We start from the raw sequence: 13679 nt of genomic DNA on the forward strand, positions 1-13679 counted from the left end.
TACCGCTGTTCCGTCACGCTGATCTCCACCAACACTCGGCGGAGTGTCACGCATGTCCTGATACCGATCTGTCACGCAGGTCATGAGACTCGACACGGTCGGCTGCAGTCGGCTGTTCAAACTTTCTGTACGTCTTTAAAGCGGCCCGAAGCGGGCCGCTCACGCCGCCGCCTGGGCGCGCGTCCGCCGCTTAGCTGTCGCACACGACGGCCACGCAGGCAGCCCGTCGGCTGGCGTGCAGGGAGCGGATCGGGCCGCGGCGACGACAGGTCCATGGATGGTGGAGGTGTGGGGTAGTTGGCCGGCTGCCGACCGGGGTGGCCGCAGGGCGAGTTGCCGCCGTCGAGCGTCGGGGTTGGCGGCGCGCAGTGTGCCGGGCCGCTCCTCCAAGCTCAAGGGCGCTTCGCGTCGCAAGCGACGGCCCTACGGGCCGCCCTTGACCTCGGAGCCTCTGCGCCCCTCGGGCAGGAGTCGTGGGCAGGCCGCTGGCCTGCCCCTCACAGGGTGCGCGCCGCCAACCCCGGCACCGACTCTCCTCGTTGCGGCACTCTGTCAAGCCAATATTGACGCTAAGTCCCAGGATCCCCGTGCTCCTAATACCGCCATCCGACTCTTTCAAAAGTGTGCAGTAGCGGCCCCAACAGCAGGTCGATGACTCTTACGGCGGGGCTTTAGTCACCTTCAATAAACCCAGCGAACTGGGCGTACTTACGAAGTGTTCCACGAACCGCATCCCGGATTGATGAGGGCCTGGTTCCATCAGTCGAGAAGGCTTTCAGCTCAACGAGCACTTTGCTCTGCTGCGACTCGGGGCGCTCGACGAGGACATCGGTTCGAACATTTCGATATTTCGAGTTTATTCGACCCTCGTGAGTAGATGACCAACCGAGCGCACTAAGAATGAGTGAGAGTCGCTTGCCTAGTCCGACCGGATTCGTGGTTACGCCGGCATACCATTCTCGCGCTAGCGCAGCTCGCTTGGATTCCCGCTCCTTCAAAGGTGAATAGTTTCGAGGATCCCAGCTTTCACTAATCAGGGATACGAGGTGCGTTCGCTGAAACCTATCGAGGTAAGACTTGGAAAGCGTCGGATCGTCGTTGTCCAGGTTCTGACATAGGGGAGAAAGATCCGCAGCGGCTATGGGAACGAGTCGCATATCAAAATATAAACGAGCCCTATTGTATGCGGCCAACGTATCTCGATTGGCCTTATCGTCCTCACTCAATTCGCGATAGAAAGCATTCCAGTCAATACGGTAGCCGTCTCGTGCGTTAGTGAAACCGGTTACTCTCGTGATGCGTAGCCCGTCCGTCACGGGCCACAACATGATGACCTGATACTGGGAGAGGTCGTGCAATGAGCTGGTGAACCTGGATAGGCGAATACCCACGTTCTCGATTGTTTGACCGATCGTCGCCGAGGCATCCACCACTTGCTCAATATCGCCCCGGAGTACTTCGAAATCTGCCAGCGGCTGATTCTGATTGTGGAAGGCAAAGGTGTCTTCAACAATCTCCGCCCACTCATCAGGTTGCGGTCCGACCAGTTCGAAATCTTTCCGAACGAGTATTCTCTCATTCCGAGAGGTGGCGGTCGCTAGATCCTCTTGAAACTCTCGTGAAGTCGTCAGCCAAAGAAAGAGAACGGGTATCGTCCTAAGTGCTCCCCGATCGAGAAGGCTAAGCCGCTCAACAAATTGACTCGGAAGGGCCGATTGTTGAGCCACTTTCTCCTCGTATTGATCTACAACGGCTACTACCAGTTCGTCTTTTGCGTTTCGCCGACCAATTTTTGCTGGCTTAAGCTCTGATAGCAGCACCGATTCCGATTCGATGGCTTGGCGAGTCAGCTCAATCACCCGACATCCGGGGAGGTGTGTCGCCAATTCACGCGCAGCACAGCTCTTTCCAGAGCCACTTCGTCCAAAAATAGGAAGGAACCGAATTCCGCCAGATATTTGCATCGAGGAATAAGACTCCTGAACTAGCTGAATTAGTTGCCTGTTCGGTCGGAGCTTACCTCTGAATGCTGCATCAAGATCCTCATACCGGGAGGGGAGGCGGATACTCATAGAAGGATGCTACCGGCTGAACATGCCTCGGGGTGTTCCGGAGTCGCCAACTCCCATGTCCGGACAGCAGCGAGGTGTGTTGGGTGCCTGGGGGTCAAGGAGTTGATTGGCCGCCTTTGCGAGCCCGCCGGTATCGGATGTTGTAGATGACTGAGTCCGGCTCGTTCTTGACCGGACCAGGGCGTCGTGAGTACGCCATAACCTCCACAATCTCGTGAAAGATGTTCAGCTCGGAACTCTCGTATACGGCGGCGAGCAGCTGCCGCATCGACGGCTCGTCAGTAGGTGGATCTTCAACGAGGTCCGTCAGGTAGGCCTCCTGAACCAGGATCGAAGCGAAGTTGTTCACCTCAGCAAGTAACGGATCATCGATGCTGATCCTGGACCTCGCGCGCCAGTCGCTGCTCATAAGAACTCTTCTATCCCTGACCTGGCGTTGACCGCAGCCCGGGTGTGTGCCAGATCCGTGCCAGACAGGCCAGTCGATCACGGGACATGGCGGGAAATGACGGGGAGTCGATCTACGTCGCGGCTGGTCGGGTTTGCAGCTCAGCGATCTTGGCCGAGCGCCGTCCTGGCCGTGTGGGAGTCGGGTCTGACAGCAACGCTGACAGCAACCGCCCCGGACGATGACGACCTGGCCGAGGCGACGATGGACGACCGCCCGAGGTCACAGTCACGGACGGACGGAGCCGGACGAGCTGCCCAGAACTTACAAGCGAGGGGTCGCAGGTTCGAAACCTGCCGCGCCCACCCTTTCGACCAGGGACGGAGCGGGTCACCGGATTTCCGGCAACCCGCTCCGGTCTCAATTCCGGTCTCAGTTGGCCTTCCAGAGCAGCCCGGCCACCTGATCGGCGATGCCGCCGACCAGCTCGGGCGCGAGGTGCTGGTATCGAGTGGTCATGGCCATCTGAGACCAACCCATCACCTCCATGACGGCGCGCGTCGGCACCCCGAGGACCAGCAGCATGGTCGCCGCGGTGTGGCGAGCATCATGCAGCCGCGCGTCCCGCACGCCGGCCTCCCTGAGGAGCGCCTTCCACGCGTCGTGATCGGCGCGCGGGTCGATCGGCCGCCCGGTCGGCTGCGCGAAGACCCAATCGCCCTCCTCCCACAGTTGAGCGGCGTTGCGACGTTCTGCCGCCTGTGCCTCTCGGTGCTGTCTCAGAGCGGTGACCAGTGGCGCCGGGATGCCGACGGCGCGGCGTCCGGCACGCGACTTCACGTCGACCTCCTTGAGTCCGCCGCCCTGCCGCTGCGGGCAGTTACTCGCGTGCCGCACGCAGTCAGCAGGGCACGGCGGCGGACAGGCGCGAGAGTGCCGTCGGCAATTCCGCGAACACGGTTCGCGTTTGTGTAGACGCTCTCCACATTTGTGCGGGTTGTCGCACCCGTGCTGCCACCGGTGCCGCTGAAGCTGCTTGGGAGTGCGCAGCAAACCTTTGTCCAGATCGATGCGGCGCCATTTGAGGCCGAGCGCTTCGCCCTTCCGCAACCCGAGCGCCAACGCGAGCGCGAAGCGCGCGCCGTTCCGCTGCTGCGCGGCCACGGCGAGCAGCCGTTGAGCCTCCTCGACGGTGAAGGGTTCGATCTCCTGCTCATCGAGTCGGGGTGGCTTGGCCAACCGGGCGACATTTCGATTGAGGTGCCCCCGCCGCAGCGCGACGTTGAGCGCGGTCTTGATCGTCCGGTGAGTCTGGTGTGCGGTGCCCGGAGCGCTGCCCGATCGGATCATCCTGGCGTAGAGCTCTTCGAGGTGTTCCGGTTCCAGCTTCTCCAGCCGGTGCGCGCCAACTCCGGGAATCAGGTGTTTGTAAACAGCCGCTCGGTAGCCGACCATTGTCGTCTGTCGCACCGACGGCTCGGCGATCGTCTCCGTCCAGTGAGTGAGCCACGTGTTGACGGTCCACCGTTGACCAGCCTTGCGGACGGTCCCGCTGTCACGCTCCTTCTCAAGCTGGCGGACCTTGCGGATGACTGCAGCCTCGGTCTTGCCGCGAACGTGCCGCCGATCGGGCTTGCCGTCTTGCTTCGTGCCCACGGTCACGCGACCGTGCCAGTCCCCGTCCGTCCCTAGATAGGTGGTCGACGCGCCGTTGGGCTTGCGAGTTGCCATGGGGGAGTCCTTTCAGGCGGCCGTCGGGAGGTGGGTGTTCTGCTGCCGGAGCCGGTTGACGTATTCGGTTATGCAGTCGGCAGGAATGCGGCGGAGCCGGCCGATGGTGACGGATTCGATTTCGCCGCTGGAGACGAGTGCGTACATGAGGGTTCGGCCGATTCCGAGACGGTGGGCGGCCTCTTCGATGGTCAGGACGAGCGGAATGACGTCCGTGGGCATTCGATGTCTCCCCGTGGGTCGGCGCTGAGGGGTGCGGCAGGAGTGCTGAGGCCGTATCTGTGCGGCTGTTCGGGCGGGTGCACGTCAGACCACGTGCACGGTGAGAGATGGCACAGAGGGGCGTGGAACGGCCCGCTGAGAGCGCCGCACTGCCAAGATTTCCGGCAGGCGCAGGAGAGCCATGCGTCGATGTGTCTACGTGGCTCTCAGCGGGCCGTTCTGATGGATGACCGGGCGCGGGTGTCCGGTTGGAGTGCCCAAGCCGTACCAGCCGTACCAGCCGTACCAATGCAGGTCAGGGGCGGTACGGCTTGTTGGGCTGGTACGGCTCAAGCCGTACCAGTGGCCTCCGGCCGGGCAGCAGCGTCAAGGTCGCTGGGCGGCGGGGGCATCTCGTCGAAGGTGCCTTGGTACGGCTTGAGCCGTACCACCGGTGCAAGCCGTACCGCCTCTGAGCTGGGTTGGTACGGCTGGTACGGCTGGTACGGCTCGGCCTCAGGGTCGCTTTCGGGGTCGGTGGCATACCGCTGCCACGCGTCGGTGAACGCGGTCGTGCGATAACCCTTGGCCTGCCCGACGGGTTGCGCGAACCGGATCGTCTCGGGTCGGATCTCGTACTCGCGCAGCAGCGCGCCGAGCCGCATCGCCGTGAGTCCGGCACCGCCATACTCGGCCCACGGCGCTTCAGGGTCGGCTTTGAGCCGGTCGAGCAGCACGGCGGTGGGGATGGCCTCGGCCGTTCCGAACGCCGTACGGCAGTCGGTGAGCAACCGGATACGGTCGGACGCCACGGTGTTGCTGTCACGTTCGGCTGTCAGCGACTCGGCGGCGTGCCGGCCGCGTTCCGGCCAGTCGCCCCCGGCCAGATCGGCGACGGCGATGAGCGGTTCCCAGGTGTCGGCAGCTCGGTCTTCCAGCGGCATGGTCGGCTCGGCGCGTTCCAGCGTGGGCAGGTTGCCGCGTAGCCATTCGTTGAGGTCGTTTGCGAGTTGCCGCAGGGCTGGGCCGTCGCGGCGGTGCCGGTACGGGCTGACGGTCTCGCCGGGTGCGCGGCGGCGCATCCGGATGACCACGGCGCGGTCTTCGATGGTGTCAGGCATCTGCCCGATGCCGGCCAATGCCGCCATGGCGAACGTGGAGATCTTCTCGACGCGGTTGCGGGCGTTGTCCCACCGGATCGTGGGCCGGTTGCGCTGGTGACCGGCGTTGAGCAGGCCGCGTAGCTCCTCGTTGGTTTCGGCCTGCTTGCCGCCGAAGATCGTGTCGGCCTCGTCGACGAGCAGGGTCGGCGGTTCGTCGCTGCCGATCGACCGGTACACCGCCGCCGTGCTGGCGTTGACGGTGATCAGCGGGTTGCAGCAGGTGCCTTCCACGACGTCGAGCAGCCGGGACTTGCCGCAGCGCTTCTCGGGCGCCCGGATCACCAACCGGGGCGCGTGCGCCCATGCAGGTTGAGCGTGACTGGCGGCGATCCACAGCACCACGGCGTCTTTCGACTCGACGGACGGGAGCACGACGTAGCGGGTCAGGACGTTGTGTAGCCGGTCGAGGATGGCGGTTCCTTCGATGATCCGGTGTGGTCGTGTCATGCGGCGATCCCTTCGGTAGCAACGGATTCCGCACGGAATCCGCCAACGATGGCGGCGCGGGTGTCCCGGTCGCTCTGCCCCGCCTGCCGTCCGACGGCGTACAGCGCGGTGTGTGCGTCGGTGGTAGTGAGGGCTCCGGCGGCGACCATCCGGGCGATTCCTCGGGCTGCGCCGTAGAGGGTGGTGCGGCGGCGTCCCTCGGGAGCGCGGGCGACCGCGCCGAGGTGAGCGGCGAGCAGGGCGGCCGGTGATGAGATGCCCCCGCCCCCGGTGAGGGTTGGTGTCGCCCTGGTCGACGGCGTCACGGTCGTGGCGGGTGCGGGTCGGCATGCGGCGACCAGCGGCGGGGGCATCTCATTGACTGGCCAGTCCCCCGCCCAGCGGTAGGGGCGTCCGGTGCCGGGGTGGATCGACGGCGGTGCGACGACGTACCCGCCGTCGCCCTTGAGGTCCACGCCCGGATGACCGGCGAGCTTCGCTGCGGTTGGTCCGCCGGGGTGGGCGTAGTGCAAGTGCCATCCGTCGCCGCCGGTCGCCACGGCCGCCGTGGGGCCCATCAGGGCGAGGTCGAGGCGTCCGCCGTTACGCGGGTCGATGTCGACAACCAGCAGATCGGAGATCGTGCCGGTGCGGATCGCGAGCAGCCCTGCCGGGTGGGCGGACAGCATCGCGGCGATCCGCCGGGGGTCGGTGGTCGCGGCGTAAAACCCGTGGCAGGTGAGGCATGGGCAGGATTCCCGGTCGTGCCGGGGTCCGGCGGTTCGGCAGGTCGGGCAGTTGGCCATGGGGCGTTTGGTGCGGCCGAGCAGGAACACGTGACGTCCCTGCTCGGCCAGCGCCAGGGCAGCGTGGTGACGGGTGTCCATCAGTTGCTCTTGTCGTGGATCTCGCGGAGGGCGTTGATGATCCGGCGGCCGATCCGCAGGCGGCGGCCGTCACCGTCACAGCGGCGGCACAGCCCGAACGAGCGGCCGAACGGGCTGCGGCGTTTGCCGCTGCCGTGGCAGCGTCGGCAGGCCCCGAACGGCCACAACCAGCACGACAGTCCGTAACCGAGGGTGGCCAGGGTGAGGGCGGCGAATAGGAACCCGGCGGCGTTGATGGTGTGGGTGGCGGTAGCGGCGAGGGTGGCCACGAAGTGCCTCCTGAGGCGGTTTTTGGGGTGTGAAGGGCTGGCCACGCCACCCGCCACCAGGGTTTATGTGTCCTGGTAGGGGTGGTGGCGGGTGGCGTGGCGGCGGTGCTACCTGTAGCGGCTGGTCGGCTACCGGTCAGGCCGCTTTGCGGCGGGTGATCGCGGCGTCGATGTCGGCGGTCTTGGCGCCCTTGAGGACCTGCCCGGAGTCCTTGACGTTCACGCTGCGTACATTCAGCGCGCGGAGCTGGGCGGAGATCGTCTCGGCGGTCATGTCGGCGTAGTGCTCCGGCATCTGCTCGGCCAGCCGGGCGGCCAGCCGCGCCCAGGTCAGGCCGTTCTCCCCGGCGTGGATCACCGTGCGGGCGTCGGCGAGCACGTCCCGGACCTCCCGGACGGCCTGCTCTCCGGCGGCCATGCCGGTCAGGGTTCCTGCCTGCTCGCGCAGTTTCCGCGCGGCGATGAGGATCTTCTCGGCGTCTTCGTGGTCGGCGAGGTACGTCCGCGCGGTCGGTGTGTGGTCGGACGCGCCGCGCAGGATGCCCACGCCCTTGTAGGTGGGCAGCAGCGTCGAGGAGTCGTGCCCTTCGCTGTAGGCGCCGGAGCCCATGACCAGGTCGGATACCTGCCACGAGCCGGTACGCAGCGCGAAGCGGACTTGGTGGTTGTCGCGGTAGGAGATGAACTGCTGCGCGACCTGCCCGGTACCGACACCGGACGGGCGCTGGGTGGCGTCGACGAAGATGACACCGGCGGCCGGGGCGACCTTGACCAGGTAGACCAGCAGCGACGCGATTTCCTTCGAGATATCGCCGAGGTCGAAGTACTCCTGAAACTCGTCCAGGATGACCAGCCGCACCGGCATGTTGTACTTCGGGTTCCGGGCGATCTCCCTGGTCAGCTTGCCTTCCGGGCACACATCGACCGGCAGGGCGGACAGCCGCTCGTAACGGTCCTGCACGTCGGCTTTGATCTCCCGCAACGTCTCCAAGACGATCTCGGCGGGGTCACCGTCGCGGGTCATCGCCAGACCGAACGAGCACCGATCCGCCACGAGGGCGAACTTGCGCCAGTCGGGCTTACCGCCGCCGTCGAGAACGGTCAGCTTCACGTACGGGTCGAGTGCCCCGTACAGGGCCAGGGTGCGGGCGGCGAACGTCTTGCCCTGCCTCGGTTGCGCACCGATCAGCATGGAGGTCCACATCAGATCGACGGTGACCTTGTTCCCGCGCTCGTCCAGGCCGAACGGGGCAGGCTGCCAAATGTCGGTCGGCTTGCACCGCAGCAGCGGGGTCCGTCCGGCGCCCTGCGCGAGCGGGTCGCGGTCGGCGACCCACAGCGTGTGGCGGCGGTGCGAGCTGGGGTCGCGGGTGATGAACACCTGCGACACGGCCACGTCCAAACCCGAAGCGATGGCACCGCGGGCTTTCACCGCGTCGTCGAACGTCTTGCCGTACGGCAGGTCGATCGACACCTGCGAACCGGTACCGGACGCGTCGCGGGCCATCGTCGAGCCGAACGTCACCTGCTGGGTGTCCTTATCCGGGCGGCCGAGACCGGCGGCGTAGTACGCCCGAAGGATGATGTCCGGGTTGACCCGGCGGAACCTCCCGGCGACCGTGGCCGGGGTGATGATCCGTCGGTCGACGGGACGACCGATCCGGGCGAGCAGGGCAACGACGGCGACCAGGGCGACGGCGAGCACCCACGTCGGTGCCATCGCGTAGAGGATCGGTGCGCCGATGGCGACGGCGAGCAGCTCGCCGGCCAGGACCAGGCCGCGCCACATGCGGGTGGCCTTGACCTCGCGGTGCAGCTTCAGCCACATCGCGGGGTCGTTGGTGTCGGCGGCGGCCTGCCGCAGCCCGTACTGCTCTGACACCCACCACCAGGTGATGTGCCGCCCAACCAGCCGGAACACGCCGATGATGGCCCAGAACAGCGCCTGTGCGGTGTACCAGGGAGCGCGCAGGCCGTGGAACCCTGCCCGGTACCCGGTCAGCGTCGCGGCGTTACGCAGGCTGGTCTTGATGTTCGGCCAGTTGGACCAGTTGGACGGCACGATGTCACGGCGGCCATCGGGCCGCGACGGCGGCACGTCCACCGGTGCGCCGCCGACCTGGGGGACGTCGTCAAGGGTGACCTCGAAGTGGGTGTCTGAGGTCGGCGCCGAGGTGCCCCCGCCCCCGGCGGTCGGGGCGGTGTTGGTGCGGCGGGTACGGGCGTCGTTGAGGTCGAGGACTTCCGCTTCGCGGGCCTGCCAGTCGAAGTCGTCAGGGGTGGGGTTTTGCGGGACCATGAGGGTTCTCTCCTGCGGGGTCGTGAGCGGCTGTGCGGGGTGAGGCCGGCGGCACGGCACTGGTTTCCAGGCCTGAGGGCCGTGCCGCCGGGCGGAGCTACTGATCGGTGCTGTGCAGCAGGTGTGCCAGGGCCGCGCCCATGCCGAGCACTGCGACCGGGAGGCAGGCGACGGCGGCGGTGATCAGCCACGGGGCCGAGGTCATTCCAGCGGCGGCCATCAGGTGGTAGGCGACCTGTCCAGCCGCGCCGAACACCAGCGAGCCGATCGCGGACCACTTGGCGAACTGGCGAGCGACCAGCGGGGCGCGGCCGGACAGCCACACCCACAGCGCGTACGCGGCGTAGGTCTCCACCCCGATCGGCAGGGTGATCGCGGTGTTGATCGTCAGACTGTCGGCGATGCCGGGCAGCGGGTGGACCAGGCCGAACCCTGATAGCTCGCCGAGTGACACCCACCCGGACCAGATCGCGACGAACGCGGGCAGGGCCAGCAGCAGCACCGGCCACGCCACCGGCCGACGCGGCGACTTGACGGGGCGGGGCATCTCAACGGGTGCCGGGGTGGTGATCTCCGTATCCGGGTGTCCGACAGGGTCACCCTGCGGGACTTCCGCCGTGACCGTGGCGGCCGGTACGGGCTCGATCCGGTCGGTGTCGTCGCTTGTGTCCAGGGTCGTGACCGGGGTTCCGGTGGGGCCGAATAGAGCGGCGGCTTCATCGGTCACCGTGAGGATCGGGTCCAGGGCGGGCGTTGCGGGATCGGGCTGGGTGAGGGCTTCGCGCAGGGCGATGGCCTTGGGCGCACCCACCTTGAACTCCTTCATCAGCCGGTTCCGTGAGGGGACCTCACCAAGCTGGTCAGCAAGCTCGCGGGCCTGCGGGATGAGGGCTTCCACAGCGGCCGGGTAGGCGCTGGGTGCCAGCGTTGCGGCGGTCATCGGTTGCCTCCTGCGAGAGCGGTTGCGAACGAGCCGATGCCCGACGCGATGGTGTGGACGAAGTCGGCGGCGTCACCAGGGTTGGTGATCGCGTAGAACACGGCGAACGCGACCAGGGCGAACCCGGCGACCTTGCGCAGGTTCATCGGGCACCCCGGTGCGAGCAGCCGGGGCAATGCAGACCGGGACAGACACCCGCACGGCCGAGGGCGCGCCACACGAGCAGCACGACGACCAGGGCGACACCGACGTACGGCAAGCAGGTGGAGCAGCTCGGCGACCAGCCGCGACACCGCGTAGACCACGGCGGCGGTGAGCCCGGTCACCGGGACCACCAGGGCGGCAACGCGTCCGCTGGTCCGCAGCACCGCGCGGCGGCGGTCAGCGGCAACCTGCCGCATCGAACGGACCGGCGTGGCCAGGAACCGCACGTTGACGAAGACGCGGCCGTCACCCTCGGGCAACCGCCGGGGACGGGTCATCGCGACCAGACGACCGGACCGGCGAACCCGATCAACCGTGCTGGAAACCTCCGCCGGGGTGCCGACGATCCGGCGTTCAGTGGTGTACGGGGTGACCTGCGTCCGGCGCACGGTCGGCCGGTAATCAACGGCGGTCATGCCGCCAACTTTCGGGCGGACGGGCGGACGGGCAGGCCGGTGAATAGCTCAGCGGCGACACGGGTGATTCGGGCCTCAGCCCGGCGGAGCCTGCGCCAGTCCAGCTGCGACGGGCCGCCGTGGTCGGCGGCGTTGATCAGGGCAATCTCGGCATCGAGCAGGGACAGTTCGGCGTCGATCAACGGCCACTCGGCCTCGATCGCGGACAAGTCATCTGGAGACGGTTCATCGATGTTGATGTGACGCTTACTCACGGGGATTCCTCCGATGGACGGACCGGCGCGGCAGCGAACGCGAGCACGGGCGCTGCCGCGCCGACCTGCGGATTCATGGACAGATGCACGGGCCTGAGCCGTGCGCGGCAACCTTTTTCGCCAGGGGGAGGCGCAACCCCATTTAGTTGTCAAAAAGCGACCAAACACGTCCGGCTCGTAGGCGTGCTCGGCGCTAGGCGCTTCGCCTTCCCCGTCAGCCGGTCGGCTGTGATGGAAGTAACCTAACAACTGATATGCAGCTAGGTCAACTGGTATGGCACGAACTAGCGCTGAGCTGCACAGACGCCGGATCGATCACCTATCATCTGTTAGCTGCCCTGGTAACCTGACCGGCATCAGCCATGACGCATGAGACGAGGACCGCCGCGATGACCCCCGACGAACCCCGACTGTCGCGCTCCGAGTCGCTACACCTTCAGATCGCCCGGCATATCCGCAACAACATTGAGGCTGGCGTTATCCGAGATGGAGAAGCGCTCGCATCCACGCGGGAATTGGCCGAGCAATGGGACGTGAGCGTCTTCACCATCTCCGAGGCAATGAAGATTCTTGCCAAAGAAGGGCTTATTGAAAGCAAGTCCCGGTCTAAAAGGGTTGTTCATGCACCCGACCAACATCAGCAGGCTGAGATTCGATTGCGTAAACCTCGCGTGCTATTTGTCGGCGGCTATGCCGGGAGTGGGAAGACTGAGCTTGGGCGTATTCTCGCGCGAGAAACGGGATGGGCCATGCTCGACAAGGACACGCTAACGCGCCCTGTCCTAGAGGCCGCAATGGAAATGCTCGGCATGTCGCCCCATGACCGGGAATCCGAAACCTATCTCACAACGCTGCGGCCGCGTGAATACGAGTCACTGATGTCGGCAGCGAATGAAAACGTGTCCTGTGGTAACAGCGCCATCGTGACAGCGCCCTACCTGAAAGAATTCCGCGACAGCGCATGGCTGGAGCGGACAACGGCGATGTTTACCGGACTTAACGCAGATGTCACCTTCGTGTGGGTCTACTGCGACGCAAAGTCGATGAACACGTATATCAGACATCGTGGCGCGGCGCGCGACGGCGCGAAGTTGAACGATTGGGAGGGCTATCTCGCGGGAATCGATTTGGACTTCCGGCCGCCCGTTCCCCATTACGTCCTGAACAACTGCATCTCTAGCCCTCCGCTGCAAAAGCAGGCCAGCGACTTGCTCCGGGCTATAACGAGCGAGGAGGCCTCATGACCTTGGGCATCATCTTCTACGGTCCTCCGGCCGCAGGAAAGGACACCGTCACGGCGGCGCTCGCGGCGCTTGACAAGACATACATACCCTTTCGGCGACTGAAGTCCGGCCCCGGCAGAACGGCCGGCTACCGGATGGCGTCGCAGGAAGAGATCGACCGCTTGCGCGATGCGGGGGATCTCCTATGGGAAAACCACCGATACGGCGCGTCATATTTCGTAGACCGCAGTTTCATGGCGACCGAACTGAGGCGGGGGCGGCCCGTTCTGCATCTCGGTCAGCCAGAGGCTATAACCGCTATCCAGACTGCCTTTCCTGAGACTCGATGGCTGGTTTTCTACCTGTGGTGTCCCAGAGAGGTAGCGGAGTCTCGGATTCTTAAGCGTGGGACAGGAGATGCCCGCGCTCGGCTTGAAGCATGGGACGCGACGGAACCAATCACGGCAGACCTAATGCTAGATACCGCTGCACTAAGTCCAACCGAGTCGGCGCACCTAGTCCGTGACGCGGCAGAACGAATTGCGTCTATCCCCACCTAATTGTTGGTAACCGAACACGCGTCGACGCGCACATAGCCGCCGCACCAGGTTGGCGCCTCAACCGCGGACACTTGCCAGCCGTTGTCCTCTCGGGTCTGAAACCGCCAGGTATAGGCATCGCTCCTATAACCGCCTGCGCTGCCGCCGTGGGTGCTCCACCAGGTGGCGGATACCTCGGTCGTAACCTCAGCGCGGGCATCGATCCTGGGTCCGACGATCAGCGATCCGAAGTCGAGGTGAGACGGCGGGGGATCTGTGGCCGCCATCGTGTCGCGGTACGCGTGCCACTGCGCAAGTAGTTCGTCCTGGTGATCGTCGTCCAGGATTGCAAGCAGGCCGTCTTCGTTGTCGTACGACAACGCCATGAGGTAGTCGTTCGCTGCTGCGTCGGGTGACGTTGCCCCCCGGCCTGCCTTGATCGTTTCCCCGAGCACCCATGCGACAGGAACGCCGGCCACCGTCCCGCCGCAACAGATGAGCAGCGTCGGCAGTAGCACGAAGATTGTCCACCGCCGCCGCACCGACCAATGGCTGAACCGAGCCGAGGTCCTTGTTTCCCACCGCCGGTAGCCTGCTTCAATTCTCGCCCAGCGGCTTGGGGGTTGATCGACATCTGTGATCATCTCAGCACGATAGGGGATCTTGC

General features: G+C 65.6%; 13 protein-coding genes. 1 reads left to right on the plus strand and 12 read right to left on the minus strand.

What is annotated here, in order from left to right:
- Positions 1-671: 671 nt before the first annotated feature.
- The 11 genes from AB0B58_RS04730 to AB0B58_RS04780 form a co-directional block, all read right to left on the minus strand.
- A complete protein-coding gene (locus tag AB0B58_RS04730; RefSeq protein WP_360217545.1) occupies positions 672-1859 on the minus strand; it encodes a hypothetical protein in 1188 nt (395 codons plus the stop codon).
- Positions 1860-2166: 307 nt separating this feature from the next.
- Positions 2167-2481, minus strand: coding sequence for a hypothetical protein (locus AB0B58_RS04735; protein ID WP_360217548.1), 315 nt, complete (start codon positions 2479-2481; stop codon positions 2167-2169).
- A gap of 411 nt (positions 2482-2892) precedes the next feature.
- On the minus strand, positions 2893-4191 hold the full coding sequence (locus tag AB0B58_RS04740; RefSeq protein ID WP_360217551.1) for a site-specific integrase: 1299 nt from the start codon (positions 4189-4191) through the stop codon (positions 2893-2895).
- A 12-nt stretch (positions 4192-4203) separates the two neighbouring features.
- Complete coding sequence (locus tag AB0B58_RS04745; RefSeq protein WP_360217554.1) at positions 4204-4413, minus strand: helix-turn-helix domain-containing protein; 210 nt, start codon at positions 4411-4413, stop codon at positions 4204-4206.
- 329 nt (positions 4414-4742) lie between these two features.
- Positions 4743-6002 carry a DUF3631 domain-containing protein gene (locus AB0B58_RS04750; protein WP_360217557.1) on the minus strand — a complete coding sequence of 420 codons (1260 nt, stop codon included), beginning with the start codon at positions 6000-6002 and terminating at the stop codon, positions 4743-4745.
- Complete coding sequence (locus AB0B58_RS04755) at positions 5999-6868, minus strand: bifunctional DNA primase/polymerase (RefSeq protein WP_360217560.1); 870 nt, start codon at positions 6866-6868, stop codon at positions 5999-6001. Before AB0B58_RS04755 ends, AB0B58_RS04750 begins: the two co-directional genes overlap by 4 nt.
- Positions 6868-7137: a hypothetical protein gene (locus AB0B58_RS04760; protein WP_360217563.1), complete on the minus strand. Its 270-nt coding sequence runs from the start codon at positions 7135-7137 to the stop codon at positions 6868-6870. The genes AB0B58_RS04755 and AB0B58_RS04760 overlap by 1 nt, the downstream gene beginning before the upstream one ends.
- A 136-nt stretch (positions 7138-7273) precedes the next feature.
- Positions 7274-9436 (minus strand): cell division protein FtsK, encoded by a 2163-nt coding sequence (locus AB0B58_RS04765; RefSeq protein WP_360217566.1) that lies wholly within the window; start codon positions 9434-9436, stop codon positions 7274-7276.
- 97 nt (positions 9437-9533) lie between these two features.
- On the minus strand, positions 9534-10376 hold the full coding sequence (locus tag AB0B58_RS04770) for an ABC transporter permease (protein WP_360217569.1): 843 nt from the start codon (positions 10374-10376) through the stop codon (positions 9534-9536).
- Positions 10373-10996: a hypothetical protein gene (locus AB0B58_RS04775; protein ID WP_360217572.1), complete on the minus strand. Its 624-nt coding sequence runs from the start codon at positions 10994-10996 to the stop codon at positions 10373-10375. The genes AB0B58_RS04770 and AB0B58_RS04775 overlap by 4 nt, the downstream gene beginning before the upstream one ends.
- Positions 10993-11250 (minus strand): DUF6284 family protein, encoded by a 258-nt coding sequence (locus AB0B58_RS04780; protein WP_360217575.1) that lies wholly within the window; start codon positions 11248-11250, stop codon positions 10993-10995. Before AB0B58_RS04780 ends, AB0B58_RS04775 begins: the two co-directional genes overlap by 4 nt.
- A 389-nt stretch (positions 11251-11639) precedes the next feature.
- Here AB0B58_RS04780 and AB0B58_RS04785 point away from each other — a divergent pair, with 389 nt between their 5' ends.
- Positions 11640-12494: a GntR family transcriptional regulator gene (locus AB0B58_RS04785; RefSeq protein ID WP_360217578.1), complete on the plus strand. Its 855-nt coding sequence runs from the start codon at positions 11640-11642 to the stop codon at positions 12492-12494.
- Positions 12495-13029: 535 nt separating this feature from the next.
- Here the strand turns inward: AB0B58_RS04785 and AB0B58_RS04790 are convergent.
- Positions 13030-13656 (minus strand): hypothetical protein, encoded by a 627-nt coding sequence (locus tag AB0B58_RS04790; RefSeq protein WP_360217581.1) that lies wholly within the window; start codon positions 13654-13656, stop codon positions 13030-13032.
- Positions 13657-13679: the final 23 nt, after the last annotated feature.

This window comes from Actinoplanes sp. NPDC049118 (assembly GCF_040648555.1).
In the GTDB taxonomy this organism is placed as follows: Bacteria; Actinomycetota; Actinomycetes; order Mycobacteriales; family Micromonosporaceae; genus Actinoplanes.

What these genes read in the sequence shown, in the direction of transcription:
- AB0B58_RS04735 (WP_360217548.1), bottom strand. Translation starts at nt 2,481, where the DNA reads ATGAGCAGCGACTGGCGCGCGAGGTCCAGGATCAGCATCGATGATCCG.
- AB0B58_RS04740 (WP_360217551.1), bottom strand. Translation starts at nt 4,191, where the DNA reads ATGGCAACTCGCAAGCCCAACGGCGCGTCGACCACCTATCTAGGGACG.
- AB0B58_RS04745 (WP_360217554.1), bottom strand. Translation starts at nt 4,413, where the DNA reads ATGCCCACGGACGTCATTCCGCTCGTCCTGACCATCGAAGAGGCCGCC.
- AB0B58_RS04750 (WP_360217557.1), bottom strand. Translation starts at nt 6,002, where the DNA reads ATGACACGACCACACCGGATCATCGAAGGAACCGCCATCCTCGACCGG.
- AB0B58_RS04755 (WP_360217560.1), bottom strand. Translation starts at nt 6,868, where the DNA reads ATGGACACCCGTCACCACGCTGCCCTGGCGCTGGCCGAGCAGGGACGT.
- AB0B58_RS04765 (WP_360217566.1), bottom strand. Translation starts at nt 9,436, where the DNA reads ATGGTCCCGCAAAACCCCACCCCTGACGACTTCGACTGGCAGGCCCGC.
- AB0B58_RS04770 (WP_360217569.1), bottom strand. Translation starts at nt 10,376, where the DNA reads ATGACCGCCGCAACGCTGGCACCCAGCGCCTACCCGGCCGCTGTGGAA.
- AB0B58_RS04775 (WP_360217572.1), bottom strand. Translation starts at nt 10,996, where the DNA reads ATGACCGCCGTTGATTACCGGCCGACCGTGCGCCGGACGCAGGTCACC.
- AB0B58_RS04785 (WP_360217578.1), top strand. Translation starts at nt 11,640, where the DNA reads ATGACCCCCGACGAACCCCGACTGTCGCGCTCCGAGTCGCTACACCTT.
- AB0B58_RS04790 (WP_360217581.1), bottom strand. Translation starts at nt 13,656, where the DNA reads ATGATCACAGATGTCGATCAACCCCCAAGCCGCTGGGCGAGAATTGAA.